This is a genomic window from Ensifer sp. 22460, assembly GCF_052044935.1.
Lineage (GTDB): Bacteria > Pseudomonadota > Alphaproteobacteria > Rhizobiales > Rhizobiaceae > Ensifer.
The window spans coordinates 195,001-216,394 of the sequence record NZ_JBQENZ010000007.1 but is presented as its reverse complement, the minus strand read 5'-3'; the positions used below and the strand labels follow the sequence as shown (position 1 = coordinate 216,394).

Annotated in this window: 17 protein-coding genes; 11 read left to right on the top strand and 6 right to left on the bottom strand. The window is 61.5% G+C overall.

Annotated features, from left to right (window positions below):
- Entirely contained in the window at positions 1-588 is a 588-nt protein-coding gene (locus ACTJKM_RS11365) for a deaminase (protein ID WP_058326651.1), read from the bottom strand.
- Between the two features lie 231 nt (positions 589-819).
- Between ACTJKM_RS11365 and cysG the strand changes: the two genes are divergently transcribed.
- The 6 genes from cysG to ACTJKM_RS11335 all read left to right on the top strand — a co-directional run bounded on the left by cysG (position 820) and on the right by ACTJKM_RS11335 (position 7,574).
- Complete coding sequence (gene cysG, locus ACTJKM_RS11360; RefSeq protein WP_058326650.1) at positions 820-2,280, top strand: siroheme synthase CysG; 1,461 nt, start codon at positions 820-822, stop codon at positions 2,278-2,280.
- A gap of 10 nt (positions 2,281-2,290) precedes the next feature.
- Positions 2,291-2,605: a DUF2849 domain-containing protein gene (locus ACTJKM_RS11355; protein ID WP_058326649.1), complete on the top strand. Its 315-nt coding sequence runs from the start codon at positions 2,291-2,293 to the stop codon at positions 2,603-2,605.
- Positions 2,606-2,619: 14 nt separating this feature from the next.
- Positions 2,620-4,290: a nitrite/sulfite reductase gene (locus tag ACTJKM_RS11350; RefSeq protein ID WP_058326648.1), complete on the top strand. Its 1,671-nt coding sequence runs from the start codon at positions 2,620-2,622 to the stop codon at positions 4,288-4,290.
- A gap of 16 nt (positions 4,291-4,306) precedes the next feature.
- Positions 4,307-4,807, top strand: coding sequence for a DUF934 domain-containing protein (locus tag ACTJKM_RS11345; protein WP_057255700.1), 501 nt, complete (start codon positions 4,307-4,309; stop codon positions 4,805-4,807).
- Positions 4,808-4,951: 144 nt separating this feature from the next.
- The gene (locus ACTJKM_RS11340; RefSeq protein ID WP_057255702.1) at positions 4,952-5,764 is read left to right on the top strand and encodes a ferredoxin--NADP reductase; all 813 of its coding nucleotides are present in this window, start codon (positions 4,952-4,954) and stop codon (positions 5,762-5,764) included.
- Between the two features lie 256 nt (positions 5,765-6,020).
- Positions 6,021-7,574, top strand: coding sequence for an acetyl-CoA hydrolase/transferase family protein (locus ACTJKM_RS11335; protein WP_058326647.1), 1,554 nt, complete (start codon positions 6,021-6,023; stop codon positions 7,572-7,574).
- A 44-nt stretch (positions 7,575-7,618) separates the two neighbouring features.
- On the opposite strand, the gene ACTJKM_RS11330 is transcribed toward ACTJKM_RS11335, so the two are convergent.
- Positions 7,619-8,236, bottom strand: a complete 618-nt coding sequence (locus tag ACTJKM_RS11330; protein ID WP_058326669.1) for a GntR family transcriptional regulator — start codon at positions 8,234-8,236, stop codon at positions 7,619-7,621.
- Between the two features lie 272 nt (positions 8,237-8,508).
- Between ACTJKM_RS11330 and ACTJKM_RS11325 the strand changes: the two genes are divergently transcribed.
- From ACTJKM_RS11325 to ACTJKM_RS11305, 5 genes are read left to right on the top strand one after another with little or no spacing between them, the layout of a single operon-like run.
- A complete protein-coding gene (locus tag ACTJKM_RS11325; RefSeq protein WP_113131799.1) occupies positions 8,509-9,768 on the top strand; it encodes a ferric reductase-like transmembrane domain-containing protein in 1,260 nt (419 codons plus the stop codon).
- 46 nt (positions 9,769-9,814) lie between these two features.
- Positions 9,815-13,045, top strand: a complete 3,231-nt coding sequence (locus ACTJKM_RS11320; RefSeq protein ID WP_058326644.1) for a c-type cytochrome — start codon at positions 9,815-9,817, stop codon at positions 13,043-13,045.
- Between the two features lie 10 nt (positions 13,046-13,055).
- A complete protein-coding gene (locus ACTJKM_RS11315; protein ID WP_058326643.1) occupies positions 13,056-13,958 on the top strand; it encodes an OmpA family protein in 903 nt (300 codons plus the stop codon).
- 2 nt (positions 13,959-13,960) lie between these two features.
- Positions 13,961-15,505 (top strand): caspase family protein, encoded by a 1,545-nt coding sequence (locus ACTJKM_RS11310; protein ID WP_112995905.1) that lies wholly within the window; start codon positions 13,961-13,963, stop codon positions 15,503-15,505.
- The gene (locus ACTJKM_RS11305) at positions 15,502-17,034 is read left to right on the top strand and encodes a caspase family protein (RefSeq protein ID WP_058326641.1); all 1,533 of its coding nucleotides are present in this window, start codon (positions 15,502-15,504) and stop codon (positions 17,032-17,034) included. Before ACTJKM_RS11310 ends, ACTJKM_RS11305 begins: the two co-directional genes overlap by 4 nt.
- 70 nt (positions 17,035-17,104) lie before the next feature.
- On the opposite strand, the gene ACTJKM_RS11300 is transcribed toward ACTJKM_RS11305, so the two are convergent.
- The 4 genes from ACTJKM_RS11300 to ACTJKM_RS11285 form a co-directional block, all read right to left on the bottom strand.
- Positions 17,105-17,881 carry an amino acid ABC transporter ATP-binding protein gene (locus ACTJKM_RS11300; RefSeq protein ID WP_057255718.1) on the bottom strand — a complete coding sequence of 259 codons (777 nt, stop codon included), beginning with the start codon at positions 17,879-17,881 and terminating at the stop codon, positions 17,105-17,107.
- 17 nt (positions 17,882-17,898) lie between these two features.
- Positions 17,899-19,056, bottom strand: coding sequence for an amino acid ABC transporter permease (locus ACTJKM_RS11295; protein WP_058326640.1), 1,158 nt, complete (start codon positions 19,054-19,056; stop codon positions 17,899-17,901).
- A 4-nt stretch (positions 19,057-19,060) separates the two neighbouring features.
- The gene (locus ACTJKM_RS11290) at positions 19,061-20,254 is read right to left on the bottom strand and encodes an amino acid ABC transporter permease (protein WP_057255722.1); all 1,194 of its coding nucleotides are present in this window, start codon (positions 20,252-20,254) and stop codon (positions 19,061-19,063) included.
- A gap of 90 nt (positions 20,255-20,344) precedes the next feature.
- Positions 20,345-21,370 (bottom strand): amino acid ABC transporter substrate-binding protein, encoded by a 1,026-nt coding sequence (locus ACTJKM_RS11285; protein ID WP_057255724.1) that lies wholly within the window; start codon positions 21,368-21,370, stop codon positions 20,345-20,347.
- Positions 21,371-21,394 lie beyond the last annotated feature (24 nt).

The following is a 21,394-nucleotide window of genomic DNA, read 5'->3' as shown; positions in this document are numbered from 1 at the left end:
TCAGTTCAGCGGAATGGCGTTGTCATCCTTGCCCGACTGGTAGTTGTCGGAAAGGCTCTGGTAGCGGGCGCGGATGCGCGAATCTTGTTCGGCGAGCCGCGCCTTGGTCACAGGGTCGGCATCCCTGACGAGCGCGGCGATCGAGGCCGAATGCCAGAAGGCATTGTCCTGCGCATAGCCGCCCGGCTCCAGCCGGAAGACTTCCTTCAGGATCTTGAGGTCATGCGGGATCGCAAAGCTGTCACGCGAATCTTCGTGGCTGAAAAAGTAATAGAAATTGTCGAAGCCGGCCCAGGTTATGGCCGAAAGGCACATGGAGCAGGGCTCGTGCGTCGAAAGAAAGATGAGGTCGCGCGTATCGGGCTTCTCGGCCATCTCGTAGAAGCGCTTCAGCGTATGAACCTCGCCATGCCAGAGTGGATTTTCCGTCTCGTTATTGGTTTCGGCCAGCACCAGCGACAGGTCGGATTTGCGCAGGATCGCGGCGCCGAACACCTTGTTTCCGGCGGCGACACCCTTTTCGGTGAGCGGCAGGATATCTTGCTCGATTACGGTCAAAAGCCGTTCGGCGAGGTCCGAATTGGTCATGTCTTGCATCTCCGGCGGGTCAGTGACCGCATTTAACGGAGGTTGCCCCCGCGGCGCAATGGCTGCGGAAGGGCAGGCGTTTTGGTGACCTCGGAGATATTTGCTCAAAATGATGCACCACCGAGCAAAACAATACGTGCCCGGAAAGGCAATGAAATTTCTGTTCCTTCAAATGTCGTGCCCCATGCGGGATATTCGGCGCAGCCTGTAGAAGGAACCGTTTGCCAGACCATGACGCAGCAGCTCGCCGTTTTCCCAGCATTCTTTCGCGTCGCGCAGAAGCGCGTGGCGGTGTTCGGCAATGGCGACGAGGCCCTTGCCAAAGTGCGGCTGCTCTTGAACACGGAAGCGTCTCTCGTCGTCTTTGCCGATGAGCCTGAAGCGGATTTTGCACAGTATCTGCGCGACCGCGGCGTTGAACATGTTCGGGCTGCCTTCGCAGCCGAGCAGCTTGACGGCGCCATCCTCGTTTTCGCTGCAACCGGCGACGGCGCGGAGGATCGCCGTATTGTCACTTCCGCGCGCGAGCGCAAGATCCCGGCCAACGCCGTCGACCAGCCCGACTATTGCGATTTCTTCACCCCCGCTCTCGTCAACCGCGCGCCGGTCGCCGTTGCCATCGGTACGGAAGGTGCGGGCCCTGTGCTCGCGCAGATGATCCGCGCCCAGATTGACCAGCTTCTTTCGCCGTCGCTCGGAGTCGTCGCCTCGCTCGCGGCAAGCTACCGCGAGGCGGTTGATCGCCTGGTGCCGCGTGGCGTGGCGCGTCGGCTCTTCTGGCGCCGGTTCTTTCAGGGCCCGGTCGCCGATAAGGTCGCCGGTGGCGATCTGGCGGCTGCCCGCCGTGAGGCGTCACGTCTGCTCGATGCGCCCGAGAAGGCTCCGGGCCACGTCTGGCTCGTTGGCGCCGGTCCGGGTGCCGAAGACCTGCTGACGCTGCGCGCTCAGCGCGTGATGATGGAAGCCGACGCGATCGTCTATGATGCGCTGGTGCCGCAGGCGATCGTCGACATGGGCCGCCGCGATGCCGAGCGTCTCTCGGTCGGCAAGCGCAAGGGCTGCCACACGAAGTCTCAAGGTGAGATCAATCAATTGCTCGTGACGCTCGCCGCCGAAGGCAAGCGCGTGGTTCGGCTGAAATCCGGGGATCCCCTGGTCTATGGCCGCGCCGGTGAGGAGATGGCGGCCCTGCGCGAAGCCGGTATCAGCTATGATATTGTTCCGGGCATCACGTCCGCCTTTGCCGCTGCCGCTGATTTCGAACTGCCGCTGACGCTTCGGGGTGTCGCATCGTCGCTGGTCTTCACGACAGGTCACGATCTGACTGGCGAGGTCCTACCCGATTGGGCGCGGCTTGCCGTTTCTGGCGCGACGATCGCTGTCTATATGGGCCGCACGGTCGCTGCCTCCGTCGCCGGGCGTCTGATGCAGGCGGGTCTGCCTGCGGAAACCACGGTCGCAGTCATCGAGAATGCCAGCCGCGCGGATCGCCGCCTGCTGCATGGCACGCTCAAGGACCTTCCGGACCTGGAAAACCGGACTGAGCTTTCGGGTCCCGTGATGGTCATCATCGGCGATGCCGTCGCCGGCGCCAACTTCGAGCGGTCCGAGCCGCTGGTCGTCGGCAAGGCACGCGATGCCAAGAGAATCGTTGAAATCGCCCTGGGGCGTAACGAACAGATTTTGAACTGAGGAAGAGGTCATGGTGAGCAAGGTTTTGACGGCAAATCGACTTTCGGACGGCATTTCCGTCTGGCTGGATGCCGCAGGCAACTGGGTCGAATCGCTGCAGGATGCCTTCATCGCCCGCCATGCCGAGGCCGTGACGGCGCTCGAAGCCACGGGCAAACAGGCTTTTGAGGATAACAAGGTCGTCGACGCCAACGTCGTCGATGTCGAAGAGGTCAACGGCACGCTTCGGCCCCTGCGCATGCGCGAGCGTATCCGCGCCGAAGGCCCGTCGATCCCCTATGCTGCCGGCTACAACGGCCTGGCCGGCCCGAAACACGCTGCCTGAGGAACCGATAACCGATGTACCGTTACGATGAATTCGATCATTCCTTCGTTTCCTCCCGCGTCGAGCAGTTTCGCGACCAGGTTGAGCGCCGCTTGAGCGGCGAGCTCGCCGAAGATGCCTTCAAGCCGTTGCGCCTGATGAACGGTGTCTACCTGCAGCTTCATGCCTATATGCTGCGCGTCGCCATTCCCTATGGCACGCTGTCGAGCCGCCAGATGCGCATGCTTGCCCATATCGCGCGCAAGTATGACCGCGGCTACGGCCACTTCACCACGCGCCAGAACATCCAGTACAACTGGCCGCGCCTGTCGGACACGCCGGATATCCTGCAGGAACTGGCAAGCGTCGAGATGCACGCGCTTCAGACCTCCGGCAATTGCATCCGCAATGTTACCGCCGATCACTTCGCGGGTGCGGCTGCCGATGAAGTTGCCGATCCAAGGCCTTACGCCGAGATCCTCAGACAATGGTCGAGCGTGCATCCGGAGTTTTCGTTCCTGCCGCGCAAGTTCAAGATTGCCGTGACCGGTGCCGAGCGCGACCGCGCCGCGATCCAGGTCCACGATATCGGCCTCCACCTGAAGAAGGACGAGAACGGCCGCATCGGCTTTGCCGTCTATGTCGGCGGTGGCCAGGGCCGCACGCCGATGATCGCCAAGAAGATCCGCGACTTCCTGCCGGAAGAGGACCTGCTGTCCTATACGACGGCGATCATGCGCGTGTACAACCTGCATGGCCGTCGCGATAACAAGTACAAGGCGCGCATCAAGATCCTCGTGCACGAAACCGGTGCCGAGGAACTGTCGCGCCAGGTCGAAGTCGAGTTCGCGGCGTTGAAGGACACCGAGCTCAAGTTGCCGGAAACCGACATTCAGGCGATCTCCACCTATTTCGCGCCGCCCACCCTCGAAAACCGCGCCGAGGGCTGGGAAAGCCTTGCACGCTGGAACAAAACCGATACGGACTTTGCCCGCTGGGTGCAGCAGAACGTGCAGCCGCACAAGCACCCGGACTACGGCATGGTGACGATCTCGCTGAAGCCGATCGGCGGCATTCCGGGTGACGCCAGCGACGCGCAGATGGATGCCGTTGCCGATATCGCAGAGGAGTATGCCTTCGACGAAATCCGCGTCAGCCATGAGCAGAACCTCATCCTGCCGCATGTGGCGCTGGCCGATCTTGAGCCGGTCTACCGTGCGCTGGTCGCCGCAGGGCTCGCCACCGCCAATGCCGGCCTGATCACGGACATCATTGCCTGTCCCGGGCTGGACTATTGCGCCCTCGCCAATGCGCGCTCCATTCCGGTGGCCCAGGAGATTTCGACCCGCTTCGGTTCGCCCGAGCGCCAGGCCGAGATCGGCGAGCTGAAGATCAAGATCTCCGGCTGCATCAACGCCTGCGGTCATCACCATGTCGGCCATATCGGCCTGCTCGGCGTCGAGAAAAAGGGTGCGGAACTTTATCAGATCACGCTCGGCGGCTCCGGCGACGAGAACACGTCCATCGGCGAGATCATCGGCCGCGGCTTTGAGCCGGAGAAGGTGACCGACGCGGTGGAGACGATCGTCGACACCTATCTGGGACTGCGCCGCGACAGGCAAGAGACCTTCCTCGAAGCCTATCGCCGCGTCGGCCCGCAACCCTTCAAGGACGCGCTCTACGGCAGTGCGCAGGAAGCTGCCTGAGGCGCAAGGAACGAACATGACGAAAATCTGGAAGGAAACCGGCTTCGTGGGCGATGATCCCTGGATCATCGAGACCGAGGAAACAAAGGCAGGCTCGAACGAGAAGGCGATCGTCGGCCTCGACGCATTCCTCGCCAAGGTGGAGACGAGCGACGAAACCGGCCTCGGCGTGGTGATAGCACCGGCGGACGACGTGACGAAGCTCGCGCCGCATCTCGATCGCATCGCCCTGGTGGCGGTGGCGTTCCCGGCCTTCAACGACGGCCGCGCCTTCAGCCATGCGTCGCTGCTGCGTTCGCGGCTCGGCTTCGGCGGTGAGGTGAGAGCGGTTGGCGACGTGTTGATCGACCAGATTCCGCTGATGCTGCGCTGTGGTGTCGACAGCTTTGCGGTCAGCAATGCGACGGCTCTTAAGCGCCTAGCAGAGGGACGCCTGCCGGGCATCGCCGTGCACTACCAGCCGACGGCAAAGCCTTCCGCCGACGCGAAATCCTATAGCTGGCGGCGGGTTTCTTAAGTCTCGATCAGCCGCGACAGTGTGAAGCACGCGGAAATCCCCGAAAGCGACTATATTTGGAAGGGATTTCCTTCCCATTGCGCGTGGCTTGGAATATCCGATCATTGTTGATAAACAGGGTCATCATTACAGGACTTTAGCCAGATGAATGCTCCGGCAAAAACGGAAGATTTCGCGATCCAGGCACCGGCAGGCGTTTACGTCGAGACGGTGACGAGCGTTGAGCACTATACGGATCGGCTCTTCCGCTTCCGCATGACCCGCCCTGCCGAATTCCGCTTCCGCTCGGGCGAATTCGCGATGATCGGCCTGATGGTCGGCGACAAGCCGGTCTATCGCGCCTATTCGATCGCCAGCCCTGCCTGGGACGAAGAGCTGGAGTTCTTCTCGATCAAGGTGCCGGATGGCCCGCTGACCTCGCATCTGCAGGGGATCAAGCCCGGCGATAAGGTGCTGATGCGCAAGAAGCCGACCGGCACGCTGGTGCTCGATGCGCTGGTTCCCGGCCGAAGGCTCTACATGTTCTCGACCGGCACCGGCATTGCGCCTTTCGCAAGCCTGATCCGTGATCCGGAAACCTATGAGAAATTCGAGGAAGTGATCCTCACCCATACCTGCCGCGACGTAGCCGAGCTGAAATACGGCTTCGACCTCGTCGAGGAGATCCGCAACCACGAGTTCCTGAACGAGATCGTCGGCGACAAGCTGCGCCACTATGCGACAGTCACGCGCGAGGACTATCCGTTCAAGGGCCGCGTCACTGACCTGATGGTCAACGGCAAGTTCTTCTCCGATCTCGGCCTGCCGCCGCTTGATCCGGCGATCGATCGCGGCATGATTTGCGGCTCGACGGCGATGCTGAAGGACACCAAGGAAATCCTCGAAGCTGCGGGCTTGACCGAAGGCGCCAACAACAAGCCGGCCGAATTCGTGATCGAGCGGGCCTTCGTCGGCTGATCCTTTTTTGTGCAGTCTTATCGTTTGAAGGGCGCGCCTTGGGTGCGCCCTTCGTCGTTTGTGGCGATGCGTGGTGGAGCTATGCATTTGCGGTAGCTCGGCCCTGTCCATTCTGCGTGTCGCGCAGCTTCGCCAAGGGCTATCGTGCCTCCGTAAAACTTCATAACGTGTGCGTGCAGCCATGCAGATTTAGCGCACCAGAACCAAGCCCGCGCCGTCCTGATGTGAGCCCCGCGGGCTCTGCAGGGAGTGCCCGATGAGCGGCGATATTCGAACAAGCCTTGAGACCAGGATTCGCTGCAGGCCACTGCGTGATCGCATCGCCACGGCGGAAGAGGCGGCCGCGCTCATCAAAGATGGCATGACGATCGGCATGAGCGGCTTCACCAAGGCGGGCGATGCCAAGGCGGTTCCGCTCGCGATGGCCGAACGTGCGGCGCGCGAGAAGTTTCGCATCACGCTGCTGACCGGCGCTTCGCTCGGTCACGACATCGACAGGACGCTGACGGAAGCCGGTGTCCTTGCCCGGCGCCTGCCGTTTCAGTCCGATCCCGTTTTGAGGGCCGCGATCAACCGTGGCGAGGTGATGTTCATCGACCAGCATCTCTCGGAAACCGTCGAGCAGTTGCGCTCCGGACAGATCAGCCCGATCGACTATGCGGTGGTCGAGGCGGTGGCGATTACCGAGGATGGCGGCATCGTGCCGTCGACATCGGTCGGCAACTCCGCAAGCTTCGCGATCCTGGCGAAGAAGGTGATCGTCGAGCTCAATCTCAGCCATAGCCCCGAGCTCGAAGGCCTGCACGACATCTACATTCCAGCGAAGCGCCCGAGCCGCACGCCGATCCCGGTCGTTGCTTGCGACAGCCGCGCAGGTTCGCGCTATATCCCGGTCGATCCCGAAAAGATCGTCGCCATCGTTATCACCGAGAAAGAGGACAGCGCTGCGCGCATATCGCCGCCGGATGCCGAGACCATGGCGATTGCCGGCCACCTGATCGGCTTCCTGCAGGAAGAGGTGCGCAAAGGCCGCCTCGACATGACGCTCAATCCGCTGCAGGCCGGCATCGGCGTCATTGCCAATTCAGTGCTGAGCGGTCTCGTCGACAGTCCGTTCCATGATCTGCGCATGTACAGCGAGGTGCTTCAGGACAGCACGTTCGAGCTCTTCGAGGCAGGTAAGCTGAGTTTCGCCTCGGCATCGTCGATGACGCTGAGCAGCGCTTGGGCCGATCGGGTGTTCCGCAACATCGACGCGTACAAGGACAAGCTGGTCCTCAGGCCGCAGGAGGTGAGCAACCATCCGGAGATCATTCGCCGCCTGGGTGTCATCGGCATCAACACGGCGCTCGAATTCGATGTCTACGGCAACGTCAATTCGACCCATGTCGGCGGCACCGACATGATGAACGGCATTGGCGGCTCTGGCGATTTCGCCCGCAACGCCTTCCTGTCCATCTTCGTCGCCAAGTCGGTTGCCAAGGGCGGCGCCATCTCGTCCGTCGTGCCGATGGTGTCCCATGTCGACCACACGGAGCATGACGTCGATATTCTTGTGACCGAGCACGGACTTGCCGATCTGCGCGGGCTGGCGCCACGGGAGCGTGCGCCCGTCGTTATCAGCAACTGTTGCCACCCGGCCTACCGCGAATTGCTCCTAGACTACTTCGAACGTGCGGTCGCGACCCGCGGTGGCCAGACGCCTCACATCCTTGAGGAGGCTTTCGCTTGGCATGTACGACGCCTGAAGACCGGAAGCATGATGCCAACTGCGTGGTTTGAAGGATTTGAAGCGAAGAAATCACTGTGAAAGCAAGTATTTGCGATGATTTCTTCGAGTTCATTCAAGCATCTTCAGGCGTCTGAGAGATAGTTCATCAACTCCGTCATGGCTGCAGACGCACCTGGAGCGTCAGCCCTCTCGATCGCATCGATCACGATGACATGGCGGCGGACGGATCCCACCATCTTCTCCGGTGAGGACGATGCAAACCAGATCCGGCGCGCATGCGTCTGCAAAGGCGCCAGCGCCGCAGTCAGGAAGCGGTTGGGACAGGCCTCCTCCATCAGTTCGTCGAAGGTCTTATCGGCCACGAGGAACCCCTCCATGTCGCCTGAGTCGAGGCAGGCGGCCATCTCCGCGCCGCAGGCTTTCATCGCACTTCTGTCATCGGCGCTCGCGTGTGTCGCTACCAGAGCGGCCGCAAGCGGCTCCAGCTTCTGCCGGGCCTGCATGACATGGACCTGATCGTCGGGACGGATCGTGGTGATCTGCAGGCCGACGCGTGGTCGCACATCCATCAGGCCCTGCCAGGCAAGCTTCTGGATCGCCTCGCGAACCGGCGTTCGGCCAAGCCCCGCGAGCTCGATCAATTGCCTCTCGGTGACCAGCGCGCCGGGCTCGAGCTTCAGTGTAACGATGAGGCGTTCGAGCGCGAGGTAGGCGAGGTGAGCATGGGATTGCAGTGACATGCCGTTCCTTTGCTTCTGATATATCAGGAGCTTGCACAATTTTTCAGAAGGAGGCAAGCAAGGCGATCGTCGCATCTCTGTATCGCCCCTCAAGCTGATGCGAGCCTTGAGAAATATAATTAAGCGATCGCTCAAATATCACAAATTTCAAAGGCATGAATAAAGGAAGCTCATCGGCCGTTTCCAAGGGGATTGATGTTGACGAATGGTAAGGGGCTTGTCAGTCTTCCCCTTGGCAACAACCGTCTGACGTCGGCGTTGAGGGGCGCAAGATGCAAGTGGGCGCGTTTCTGGTCTGGTCGCTGATGGTGCTCGCAGGGCTGCTGGCCGTACCGGCGGTCAGCCACACCAATGCATTGACGACATTCTCGCTGATGGCGTCGTCCGCTGCCTTCGTCGGCATGGCGATCGCCCAGTTCATGGCGACCCGCCCGCCTTTCGTCGAAGCCTTGTTCGGTGGGCTCGATCGCGTCTACCACTTCCACCGGAGGATCGGCATCTCGGTGCTGTGCCTTATCCTCATCCATTATTTCCTGAAACCGGACTTCAAGGGCCTGGCACTGACGAGCGGTTTGAACCAGCTGGCTGCTTCTGCCGGAAAATACGCGTTCTATGGTTTTGTCATCCTACTTGTTCTTAGCATTGTCAAAATCATCCCGAGGACGAAGATCGAGATTCCCTACCATCTCTGGCGCTACACGCACCGTCTGATCGGCCTGCTCTTCGTTCTCGTCGCCTTCCATCAGATGTTCATCAAACGTCCCTATGACGGCACGGCACTTCTGGCGGTTTATCTCAATGCCTTCGCCGCGCTCGGCATCCTGAGCTATGCCTACACCCAGCTTCTGCCGTGGCTCAGAACCCGCGGCTACGAAGTTTTCGAGGTGGCGAAGCATGACGGAGCGACGATGATCACGGCGCGACCGGTCGGACGGCCCATGCGAGCGAAGCCGGGCCAGTTCGGATTCCTGCGTGTCATGAAGCCGGGCCTGCGCGAGCCGCATCCGTTTACGATCGCCGGCATCGAGGCTGACGGTATCGTCCGCTTCGCGATCAAGCCGCTCGGCGACTACACGCAGGCGCTGCGCGATGGTGTCGCGGTCGGTGATCGGCTGAAGCTCGAAGGCGGCTATGGTCGCTTCAACCATCGCCGCGGCGGCAAGAAGCAGATCTGGCTCGCCGGCGGCATCGGCGTCACGCCGTTTCTGGCAATGGCCCGGCACTTGAAGGGCGATGAAGGGCAGGAGATTCACATGGTCTACTGCGTGCGCGACAGGCGAGAAGCGATCGGCCTGGAGACCTTCGAGGGGCAGGCGCAGAAGCTCGGAAACTTCAGTTTTGTCCTGCACGATTCTTCCGTGGACGGGCGCTTGGACGCTGCCAAGCTGGCGACCGGAAGCGCGATCGATCCGGCGGAGGCCGACCTTTGGTTCTGCGGTCCGCCGCCACTGAGGGAAGCAATCGTCAAGGGCTTGAAAGATCTTGGCAAGAGGCCGCGTCGGGTCGAATTCGAGCAATTTCAGTTTCGATAGACAGCAGATTTCAGTAGCGATTCTATTGTTTTAGGGAGAGGCTTTCATGCGCGGTCTGCAGGCAAAAGGAGAGAGTGCTTCGCCAAGAGCCGGCCTCGGCCGGGGACCACTGGCATTCTCGTTGGCGGCGTTGGCCGCCGCCGTCTTGCTCTGTCCCGCCCTTGCCGAAGCGCGCGACGCCTTCGCCGACGACGCGTTTTCGACCTACAAGGCCAATGTCGACAATGGCAAATACGTGTTCAATGCCGCGGGCTGCGGCGCCTGCCACGGATCCGGCGACAATACCGAATTGCTTTCCGGCGGCATGGAGATGAACACGGCGATCGGCACATTCTATGCGCCGAACATTTCGCCCCACGCCAACGGCATCGGCGGCTGGACCAACGCCCAGTTTCTGAACGCGGTGCTGGTCGGTCTCGACCGGGAGGGCAACAATCTCTATCCGGTCATGCCCTATACATCCTATGGCGGGATGAAGCCGGAGGATGCGCTCGATATCAAGGCCTATATCGAGACACTGCCGCGGTCTGACGCCGCCTCGAAGGAACACGAGATCGCCTTCCCCTTCAGTCGTCAGACGACGATCACGCTGTGGAAGCGCAGTCACTTCACGGTGCCGGGCTATCAGCCGCGGGAGGAGACGCAAGCCGAGCGCGGCCGCTACCTTGTCGAGAACGTCGGCGGCTGCGGTGATTGTCACACCCCGCGCACCACCACCTACGGGCTCGATCTGGAGCGCGCCTACCAGGGTGAAAAGGATCTGACGGGTGCGGTCGCCCCGGATATCAGCAAGGCGAAGATGGCGGGGCTTGCTTCGCCCGATGTGTTCACCAGGGGCCTGATCGACGAAGGCAAGAAACTCTCGGGCGCGCCGGTCAGCGGTCCCGTGATGCGGCGCATCGCCAAGGGCCTGAGCGTTCTGACGGAGGAAGACCGCCGGGCGATCTACGCCTTCCTCTCCGACCGCGAGGTGAAGGCGCCGGCGCCGGTGGCGCAATCTGTGACCGCCGTCTGCAAAGAAAACACGGCAGCGGAAGCGCTCGGTGGCGACAATGCGGCTCTGGCACAGCAGGCGGATGCCTTCATCGGCAAATACTGCCGCAACTGCCACGGGCCGGGCGAAAGTTCGCAGGGGAGCTACCCCGCCGGCGACCTCGCTTCGATCGGCGCGGATGCCAATTTCGTGGCGCCGGGCGACGCGGCGAAGTCACGCCTCTATACGACCGTCGTTAGCGGCCGCATGCCCCTCGGCAAGCGGCCCTCGGCCGAAGAGATCAAGGTGCTGGAGGACTGGATCAATTCTCTCAGTGAGAAGAGCCTGCCGCAAACGGCGGCGGCCAAGCCCGACCGTTCCCGCCCGATGCAGAGCTATGGCCAGTTCGTCGAGGCGGCGCTGAAGGACATCGACAAGGTCAACGAACTCGACCGTCCGTTCATGCGCTATTTCTCCTACCGCGACCAATATAACGGCATGATGGGCTGCGAGGACGACGAGACCTTCATGAAGCGCATGGACGTGCTCGCCGGCGGCTTCAAGAAACTGCTGAATTCACTCTCCTACGGTCCGAAACTGGTCCTGCCGACCGAAGTCGATGGCACCAACGGGTTGCTCGTGCGTGTCGATTTGCGCGAGCTGCAATGGGAAACCGCGGACTACGACTTCCTGATCAAGCGCTATTTCTACGGTGTCGACCCTGAGAGCGATGCGTCGCTGGCCGCACTTTCCAAGGAGACGGCGACGCAATTGCCGATCATGAGGATCGACTGGTTCATGAGCAATGGCGCCCGGCCGGAGATCTACAACCGGCTGATGCGGCTACCGACCGAGATCAGCGAACTCGAAAAGCGCTTCAAGATCGACGTGGCCGACAACATTCGCCAGCGCAACGTCCTGCGCGCCGGTTTCGCCGACGGCTCATCCGGAGTGTCCGACCACAATCGCATGCTGGAACGGCACGACATGCCCTTTGGTGGTTACTACTGGAAATCCTATGACTTCGGTGGCGACCTGGGCAAGCAGGTGCTGAAGCGCTTCCCGCACGGGCCGAAGGAACTCGCTCCCCTCGACGCGGGGCTGCTGCCTTTTGAGCACGACGGTGGTGAGATGATCTTCTCGCTTCCGAACGGACTGCAGGGCTATTACCTTTCGAATGCGGCGGGCAAGCAACTCGATGTCGGACCGACGACGATCGTATCGTTCCGCAAGCGGCCGATCGGCAAGGGCGTCGAGATCATCAATGCACGATCCTGCGTCGATTGCCACGCCGACGGCATTCTGTCGAAGCGCGATCAGTTGCGTGAACATATCGAGACGTCGACGCTGTTCAGCAAGGACCAGCAGGACGTGCTGCTCGCCATGTATGTGAAGCAGGAGGAATTGGACGAGGCCTATCGGAACGACCGCGAGCGTTTCGTCAATGCGCTGAAGGCGCTGGGTGTCACCGAGCCGACGCCGGATGGCGGTCTCCAGAGCAAGCACGCGCCAGGCGATGCAGAGATCATCACCTACTTCGCGGACAAATACGAAGACGAGCTCGATTTTGACGGTTTGGCGGCCGAGTTCGACATGACGCCGAAGCAATTCTCCGATGCGATCAAGCGCGTGACGAATACGGATGTTTTGCGCCTGGGGCTCGATTGGGTGACGACGCTTGAAGCAGGCGGAACGATCCCGCGCAACGAGGTCGAGCAGCAATATGCCTTGCTGCTGGAGCCGTTGCTGCAGCGTCGTCCGCTGGATACCGCAGCGATCGTCGTTGCCGGTTCCGAGCAACCGGTGGACGCCAAGCCGCAATCGATCGTGGCTGCCGTGCCTGCCTATCGCAAGGAGGATGCGGCGGCTGGCAACAAGCTCGCGCTCGCGCTCAACGTGAAGTCGACGACGGCGAAAGTCGGCGATCAGCTTTCTTTCGAGCTTAGCGCCAACCAAGCCTGCGAGCTGCAGATCCTCTATGTCGAGGAGAATGGCAATGTCGAGGTCGTCCCGGATGTGATGATCGGCAACATCACCCTGCAGCCGGGCGAACGGCGCCTTATCCCGCAGCCGGGGACGGGCACGCTGACGTTCGACACCCCCGCGCCATCCGAGTCGATGTTGGCCTTCTGCCGTGTCGGCGGGCTTGGCGATCAGAGGCTCACCGTGGAGAAGGCGCGGGACTACGTCGCGAGGTCGAGGTTGCCACCGACAAGGGGGCTGGCAATCAACCTGGCCAAACAGGCCCAGGGCGATGCTGGGGCCAGCAGTGTTCAGATGGTGACCTTCGAGATCAGGAACTGACGAGCGAACAATGGCAAAGGTGATCCGGTCTCTTATTCTCGCGTCGGCAATGGTGCTGCCAGTCGCCGCGCCCGCGATGGCCTGCGATGGTCTTCGCCAGGCGTCCGAAGCGCTGAACAGCGGCGCTGAGGCCGCCGCACGCGCTGCCGCTGCTCCGGAGAGAGCGGCGGGATGCTCGCCAACCGAGATCGCGCTGACGCGTCGCGTCGTGGCGCTGGTAACCTTCAACCGTGTCGCGGCTGCCGTGGGGCAGGGCGCCAAGCTCGAAAGCTTCGAAGGCGATCTGACGACAGCGAGCAGAGACGCCGGCGGCCCGTGGCAGATCCTCGATGCGCTCGGCGACATCAGCCGGGAGCGCCGGGACTATGAGGCGGCGGCGACCTATTATCAACAGGCGCTCGAGGATACCGCGAACGAAGAACTGACGCCCGATTGGATGGCCCCGGACAAGGACTACATCCTGCGGCTGGACAGGCTGGCCTCGGAGATGCGGCTCGCGGCAACCAAGCCCGTCAAGCTCGCCGCGCGCGGCGCCTGCAAGTTCTCCTATCGCGGCGTCTCGATCAAGAAGAAGGCCACCCCGGTGCGCTACGTCTTCGGAACAGCCGAGTTCACGCCCGAGGGATTGCAGTCGGCAAAGGATCTTTTCGAATGCCTGAAGTCGGCGAAACCGCCGGCAATCACGCTGATTGGTCATACCGATCCGGTTGGCACGACCGAGGCGAACAAGGCATTGTCGATCGCCCGCGCCGAGGCCTTGGCGCATTACCTTGTGGATGCCGGATATCCGGGTACCTGGACAGCCGTCGGCAAGGGCGAGGAAGAGCCGTTCAAGCCGGATGACCCGAGCGCCTACGACGAGGCGATGCTGCACCAGCTCGACCGGCGGGTGGAAGTGGACGTGGGGAACTAGTTGTGTTGCACAGAATCCTGCTTTCGACGGTGCTGTTCGTCCTGCCCGTGCCCCCCGTCCTCGCGGCGACGTCGGCGCTGGTCGTCGGGGTGGATGCCTATCCGCATGAAGTGAGCCTCGACGGCGCAGTGAAGGATGCACGCGATGTCGCGCAGGCGCTAAAGGCGGCCAAGGTCGACACGATACGGCAGTTCATCAATGAGCAGGCGACGAAGGACGCCATCCGCTCCGCCTGGACCGAACTGGTCGCCGGTGCAGCCCGCGGCGATACGATCGTCTTCACCTATGCCGGGCACGGCGCGCAGATGCCGGAGTTGATTGCGGGCAGCGAAGAAGACGGTCTGGACGAGTTCCTGGAACTGCCCGGCTTCGACAGGAGCCGCGAGGAAGAAACCAGCAAGGAGATCATTGTCGACAACGAGCTGAACGCCTGGTTCGCGGAAGCGGAGGCCAAAGGTATTCAGGTTCTGTTCCTTTCCGACAGTTGCTTTTCCGGCGGCATGAACCGTTCCATTTCCGGTAAAACGCGGCTTGCGCCGATCGTGCGTGCGAAGGTGCCGCCGCCGTCCGAAGAGGCGCTCAAGGGTGCGAAGGTGAAGGAAGCGGAACTGTCTCGCGTGACGATCCTGGCCGCGTCGCTCGAAAGCCAGCCGACGCCGGAAGTGGTGATCGGTGGAGAGCCGCGCGGGGCCCTGAGCTGGAGCTTTGCCCGCGCCATAGAGGGGGCTGCGGATCGCGACGGCGATGGCCGGATCTCGCGCATCGAGCTCGAGGACTATGTCTTCTCCAACGTCAAACTTCAGTCGGAAGCGCTGCAGATGCCGAACTTCACGCCGCAAGTGCCGCGCTCCGACAAGGAGATTGTCCTGTCCCTGCCGCGAAGCGCGACCATCGGCGCGGGCGCGACAGGCGACGCCGGAGCGAAATTGAAGTCGCCGCGTGAAATGGGCTGGACGGGGAAACTGGCGCTCAGCGTCACCGGTACGGCGCCGCCGCTCAACAATCTCGGCGGCAATGGTGTGCCCTACCGCTGGGATGCTGCCACCGGGGTGTTCTACACGCCGAACGGCGATGTCGCCGGAGAACATATCGCGTCGGACCTGCTCCAGGGCGCCGTCGACAAGTTTATCCTGCTCGATTTCCTGAAGGTCCTGGCGACGCAGAGCCCCGGCAGCGTTTCGCTCACGCCGTTGAAAGACATCTACGCGGCAGGCGACAGGCTGAATTTCAAGGCGGCGCAGGGCGACTACGCCAACATGCTGGTTTTCAATCTGGCGAATACCGGCGAAGCACAGCTTCTCGATGCGCAGATTGCCGGTACCGGCAGCCACGCGTTTCAGCTTCAGGGCCTGGAGGTGGTGAAACCCTTCGGCGCCGATCACCTGGTCGCCATCTCGACGAATGCGCCGATCGACGCCATTGCGGCGGCCTTCTCCAACTCGAAGCTCGATGCCGCAGCGCTTCTGCGCCTCCTTGAAACACGGTTGGAAGGCAGCGAAAGCACCATCGCCATCCAACCGCTTTACACGAGGGACCGGGGCCAATGAGCGCGCGTGGCAAGTCGTGGTGTACCGCGGCGCTTTCTGTGGTGGCATGGCTCGCCTTGCTTGCGGCTCCGGCCGTGGCCGGCGACCGGGCCTTGCTCATCGGTGTCGGCAGCTACCCGAGCCTGTCGCCAAAATTCGCACTCAAAGGTCCGAAGAACGATCTCGTGGCAATGCAGGGCCTGCTGACGGGAAAACTTGGTTTCGACCCGTCCTCGATCCGCATTTTGAAGGAGGAGCAGGCGACGCGATCAGGGATACTCTCGGCCATGAACACGTGGCTGGTCGAAGCAACCGGACCCGGCGATCGCGTCTACATCTACTTTTCCGGTCACGGCCTTCAGGTGACGGATGCAGATGGCGACGAGCAGGATGGACTGGACGAGGCGCTGGCGCCCGTCGATATCGTCTCCGGTGAAACGGACTGGCAAGGCGCGATCCTCGACGATGAGATCGACCGGATCCTGGAACGGCTGCAGGGGCGGGCGGTGACGATGGTGATTGATGCCTGCCATTCAGGCACGATCTCTCGTTCGCTTTCCGCCGACGTCTCGTCGGGCATCGAGGGCGCTCGTTTCCTGCCGCGCCCGCATGCCAAGCCGGTTGAGCAGGCATTGACCCGCGGCCTCAGGATCGATCTTGCCGTCGTCGATAAGCCGAAGCTGGTGGAATCGGGCGTGACCGCCTGGAGCGCGGCCGCTCCATACCAGGTGGCCTGGGACGATGTGCGGCTTCCCGTCGAAGATCGGCACGGCGTGTTCACCGCGGCTTTCGTCGCTGGCCAGACCGGCAATGCGGCGGACGCCAACGGCAACGGCTTGACGAGCAATGCCGAACTGCTCGAATTAGTAAAGGTGCAGTCGACCGCTTACTGCTCCTCGCAGGAAAAATGCGGCAATCTCGACCCGCAATTGGAAAGCAAGGCGCAGACGCTTGGCGAGAGTGCAAGCGCACCCGAAAAGCTCGGTGCGGGTGGCAACGGGCAGGGGACTTACCAGCAATCCAGCGCTCCAAGTGGGACGCCGACGACCTATCAGGACTCCGATGCGGTCAACGCGGTCGGTGACATCCTCGGCAAGACCGAGACCGGCGAAGTGAAACTCGTCATAGACCGACCCACGACCATGAAGGCCGGCGACGTTTTTAAGCTGACAGTCACCAGCCGGACCGGCGGCGACCTGCTGCTCTTCGACGTGAACAGCCAGGGCAAGGCGACGCAGCTCTTCCCGAACGAGTTCGCGCAGAAGATCACGGCGCTTGCGCCAGACGTGCCTCTGACATTACCTGACGACTATTATGGCTTCGATTTCGAAGCGTCAGGCGAGGGCGAGAGTGCCTTCGTTGCACTCGTGGTCAGCGATGCCATCGATCTGGCTGACGTCGCTCCGAAAGCGCGCGGGTTGAAGATCGAGCTGGACGCGCGGGAAACCTTAAGCGAAGTCGTTGCACGATTGCAGAAGACCTGGACTGGCGACCTCGACCGCCGCGTTATTCACTGGTCCGTCGGCACTTTGCGCTATCGCGTTGAATAGGACCGAGCAATCCGAATAGAAAAAGCCCGCCTCGATGAGACGGGCTTCCTTGTGAAGGCGTCTGCCGATCCTAGTGCAGGATCTGGCTGAGGAAGAGCTTGGTGCGCTCGTGCTGCGGATTGTCGAAGAACTCGGCCGGCGAGTTCTGCTCGACGATCTGGCCCTGGTCCATGAAAATCACGCGGTTGGCGACCTGGCGGGCAAAGCCCATTTCGTGGGTCACGCAGAGCATGGTCATGCCTTCCTCGGCGAGGCCGACCATCGTGTCGAGCACTTCCTTGATCATTTCCGGGTCGAGCGCCGAAGTCGGCTCGTCGAACAGCATTATCTTCGGATTCATGCACAGCGAGCGGGCGATCGCCACGCGCTGCTGCTGACCGCCAGAGAGCTGGCCCGGATATTTGTTCGCCTGTTCGGGAATCTTGACGCGCTTCAGGAAGTGCATCGCGATTTCTTCCGCCTGCTTCTTCGGCATCTTGCGCACCCAGATCGGCGCAAGCGTGCAGTTTTCGAGGATCGTCAGGTGCGGGAAGAGGTTGAAGTGCTGGAACACCATGCCGACTTCGCGGCGCACTTCGTCGATCTTCTTGAGGTCGTTGGTCAGCTCGATGCCGTCAACGACGATCTTGCCCTTCTGGTGCTCTTCGAGGCGATTGATGCAGCGGATCATCGTCGACTTGCCGGAGCCCGACGGGCCGGCAATGACGATGCGCTCGCCTTTCATAACCTTCAGGTTGATGTCACGAAGGACGTGGAAGTCCCCGTACCACTTGTTCATTCCAGTGATTTCAACCGCGACATCCGTTGCGGAAACAGTCATTTTGGAAGCAGTGGCTGCGTTTGCCATGCGATCCTCCCCTCATTTTATCGTTTATGGGCCGTGTCGAGAACGCGTTCCATGAAGCCTGAATAGCGCGACATACTGAAGCAGAAAAGCCAGAATATGAAGCCAGCGAAAATAAGGCCCGAGATCGGCGTGACCGAAGAGGCCCAGTTGGCGTCGGTGAAGTTGAAGCGAACGATGCCGAGCAGGTCGAACATGCCGATAATCGACACCAGCGACGTATCCTTGAAGAGACCGATGAAGGTGTTGACGATGCCGGGAATCACAAGCTTCAGCGCCTGCGGCAGCACGATGAGGTTCATCTTCTGCCAGAAGCTGAGGCCGAGCGAATCTGCGCCTTCATACTGCCCCTTCGGAATGGCCTGCAGACCGCCGCGCACCACTTCGGCCATGTAGGCCGAGGCAAAGAACGACACGCCGATCAGTGCGCGCAGGAATTTGTCGAAGGTGACGCCCTGCGGCAGGAACAGGGGCAGCATGACGCTCGCCATGAACAGCACGGTGATCAGCGGAATGCCGCGCACCAGCTCGATGAAAGCGGTGCAGAGCATCTTGATCACGGGCATGTGTGATCGCCGGCCAAGTGCTAGCAGGATGCCGAGCGGCAATGACACGGCGATGCCGACGAAAGAGAGAATGAGCGTCACCATCAGGCCGCCCCAAAGCGGCGTCTCGACGAAAGTCAGCCCAAACCAACCGCCCGGAAGCAGGATCAAGGAGATGAGCGGCAGAACGGCGAAAAGCAGGATGGCGTTGATGCCCTTGTAAGGGACCTTCGGTATCGCCATCGGCACGAGGAAAAGAATGAAGAGGATGCCGACCAGCGTCGGTCTCCAGCGTTCATCGAGCGGATAGCGGCCGTAGACGAACTGGTCGAGCTTCGCGTTGACGAAGGCCCAGCACGCGCCGCTCCAGCCTTCCGGCTGGCTACCGCCCTGTGCAACCGTGGCGCAGACGCCACGGCCTCCACCGGTCCAGGCGGCGTCAAGGAACAGCCATTGGATTGCCGGCGGCAGGAACCACGCGAGCGCAAGTGCGCCGATGATGGTAAGCACCGTATCCTTCGGCGTGGCGAAAAGGTTCTCGCGCAGCCAGTGGACGACGCCGCCTTCTGCGATCGGCGGTGCGGAAGCCTCGATCATCGAGGCGCGGACGAAAGTTGCCTGGGGTGTGGTCATGGTCTTATCTCTCCACCAGGGCCATTCGGGCATTGAACCAGTTCATGAACAGCGACGTCGCGAGGCTCAGCGACAGGTATACGACGATCCAGATCGTAACGATCTCGATCGACTGCCCCGTCTGGTTGAGGATCGTGCCGCCGACGGCCACGAGATCGGCGTAGCCGATGGCGACGGCGAGCGAGGAGTTCTTGGTCAGGTTCAGATACTGGCTGGTGAGCGGCGGAATGATGATCCTCAGCGCCTGCGGAACAACCACGAGGCGCGTCGTCAGACCCGGGCGAATGCCGAGCGCGTGCGCGGCCTCCGTCTGCCCCTTGGAAACACCGCGAATACCGGCGCGCACGATCTCGGCGATGAAGGCCGCGGTATAGAACGAGAGCGCCAGGAACAGCGACAAGAATTCCGGCCCGATGACCGAGCCGCCGGTGAGGTTGAACTTGCCGGCAACGGGAACGTCGAAGGTGATCGGCGATCCCGTGGCGAGGAACGTCAAGAGTGGCAAGCCGATGATCAGGCCGAGAGCCGTCCAAAGAACCGGGAAGCGCTGTCCGGTGGCTTCCTGCTTCTTGCGCGCATACCGCGCCACGAAGAAGCTGGCGACGATCGCGATGAAGAAGGCAAGAACCGTGTACATCGAGCCGTCTTCAAAGATCGGTTTGGGAAAGGCGAGACCGCGGTTGTTGAGGAACATGTTGAGCGGCAGTGCCGCAGATTCACGTGGCTGCGGCAGGATCGCCAGAACGCCGCTGTACCAGAAGAAGATGACGAGCAGCGGCGGGATGTTGCGGAAGATCTCGACATAGGCGAGCGACAGCTTGGCAATTAGCCAGTTGTGCGACAGCCGTCCGATGCCGACCGCAAAGCCGATGATGGTGGCGGTGAAAATACCGCAGACAGCGACCAGCAGCGTGTTGAGCAGACCAACGACAAGCGCGCGCTGATAGGTCGAATCGCTGGTAAAGGCGATCAGCGACTGTCCAACGTCGAAACCGGCGCGCCCATTCAGGAAGCCGTAACCGGAAGCAATATTCGCTCGTTTGAGGTTCTCGATCGTATTGTCGGCGATCCAATAGACGAAGGCCGCGAGAACGACGAGGGTGAGTACCTGATAGAAGATCCCGCGCACTTGCGGGTCGTAGATGATCGACCCCGACGGTTTGCTTTTTTCAGGCGTAGTTGTGACGCCAATCGCCATGCAATGCCTCTTTCCCCTTTGTCACCCTTTGGGTGTTTTTATCGTTGGATGGGGAAGCGGTGACCCGCTTCCCCAGTCTTGGCTAATCGCTTAGCGGACCGGCGGGGCGTACTGGATGCCGCCCTTGTTCCACAGGGCGTTGAGGCCGCGCTCGATCTTGAGCGGGCTGCCAGCGCCGATGTTACGGTCAAAGACTTCGCCGTAGTTGCCGACGGCCTTGATGATGTTCACGGCCCATTCGTTGGTCAGGCCAAGGTCGGTGCCGATCTTGCTGTCAGCTTCGACGCCGAGGAAGCGCTGAACGTCCGGGTTGGCGGACTTCTTCATTTCTTCGACGTTGGCCTGGGTGATGCCGAAATCTTCGGCCTGGATCAGCGCATAATGAACCCAGCTGACGATATCGAACCACTGGTCGTCACCCTGGCGCACGGCCGGGCCGAGGGGTTCCTTCGAGATGATTTCCGGCAGGATCATGTGATCGTCGGGCTTCGACAGCGTCAGACGCAGCGAATAGAGGCCCGACTGGTCGGTGGTGTAGACGTCGCAACGACCGGCGTCATAGGCGGCGTTCACTTCTTCGAGCTTTTCGAAGACGACCGGATTGTACTGCAGGTTGTTGGACTTGAAGTAGTCGGCAAGGTTGAGTTCGGTGGTGGTACCGGTCTGCACGCAGACGGCTGCGCCCGAAAGCTCGAGAGCCGACTTGACGTTCAGGCTCTTGCGAACCATGAAGCCCTGGCCGTCATAGTAGTTGACCGGGCGGAAGTTGAAGCCGAGCGCGGTGTCGCGGTTGATCGTCCAGGTGGTGTTACGCGCGAGGACATCGACCTCGCCGGACTGCAGCGCCGGGAAGCGTTCCTTGGCCGAAGTGGGCGTGAACTTCACCTTGCTGGCATCCGCGAAGATCGCGGCGGCGATTGCCTTGCAGTAGTCGACGTCGAAACCGCTCCAGTTGCCCGAGGCATCCGGTGCCGCGAAGCCGGCGAGACCGGTGTTCACGCCGCACTGGACAAAGCCCTTGGCCTTCACGTCATCAAGGGTAGCGCCCGAAGCCGCCTGTGTGCCAATCCCCATGACAGCGGCGCCAACGAGAGCTGTCAGAATTCTTTTTGCCATTTTTAGAACCTTTTTCTGTTGTCG

Bases quoted from the DNA above. Each gene is read 5' to 3' on its own strand.
- ACTJKM_RS11365 (WP_058326651.1), bottom strand. From the start codon at position 588: ATGACCAATTCGGACCTCGCCGAACGGCTTTTGACCGTAATCGAGCAA.
- cysG (WP_058326650.1), top strand. From the start codon at position 820: ATGACGCAGCAGCTCGCCGTTTTCCCAGCATTCTTTCGCGTCGCGCAG.
- ACTJKM_RS11355 (WP_058326649.1), top strand. From the start codon at position 2,291: ATGGTGAGCAAGGTTTTGACGGCAAATCGACTTTCGGACGGCATTTCC.
- ACTJKM_RS11350 (WP_058326648.1), top strand. From the start codon at position 2,620: ATGTACCGTTACGATGAATTCGATCATTCCTTCGTTTCCTCCCGCGTC.
- ACTJKM_RS11345 (WP_057255700.1), top strand. From the start codon at position 4,307: ATGACGAAAATCTGGAAGGAAACCGGCTTCGTGGGCGATGATCCCTGG.
- ACTJKM_RS11340 (WP_057255702.1), top strand. From the start codon at position 4,952: ATGAATGCTCCGGCAAAAACGGAAGATTTCGCGATCCAGGCACCGGCA.
- ACTJKM_RS11335 (WP_058326647.1), top strand. From the start codon at position 6,021: ATGAGCGGCGATATTCGAACAAGCCTTGAGACCAGGATTCGCTGCAGG.
- ACTJKM_RS11330 (WP_058326669.1), bottom strand. From the start codon at position 8,236: ATGTCACTGCAATCCCATGCTCACCTCGCCTACCTCGCGCTCGAACGC.
- ACTJKM_RS11325 (WP_113131799.1), top strand. From the start codon at position 8,509: ATGCAAGTGGGCGCGTTTCTGGTCTGGTCGCTGATGGTGCTCGCAGGG.
- ACTJKM_RS11320 (WP_058326644.1), top strand. From the start codon at position 9,815: ATGCGCGGTCTGCAGGCAAAAGGAGAGAGTGCTTCGCCAAGAGCCGGC.
- ACTJKM_RS11315 (WP_058326643.1), top strand. From the start codon at position 13,056: ATGGCAAAGGTGATCCGGTCTCTTATTCTCGCGTCGGCAATGGTGCTG.
- ACTJKM_RS11305 (WP_058326641.1), top strand. From the start codon at position 15,502: ATGAGCGCGCGTGGCAAGTCGTGGTGTACCGCGGCGCTTTCTGTGGTG.
- ACTJKM_RS11300 (WP_057255718.1), bottom strand. From the start codon at position 17,881: ATGGCAAACGCAGCCACTGCTTCCAAAATGACTGTTTCCGCAACGGAT.
- ACTJKM_RS11295 (WP_058326640.1), bottom strand. From the start codon at position 19,056: ATGACCACACCCCAGGCAACTTTCGTCCGCGCCTCGATGATCGAGGCT.
- ACTJKM_RS11290 (WP_057255722.1), bottom strand. From the start codon at position 20,254: ATGGCGATTGGCGTCACAACTACGCCTGAAAAAAGCAAACCGTCGGGG.
- ACTJKM_RS11285 (WP_057255724.1), bottom strand. From the start codon at position 21,370: ATGGCAAAAAGAATTCTGACAGCTCTCGTTGGCGCCGCTGTCATGGGG.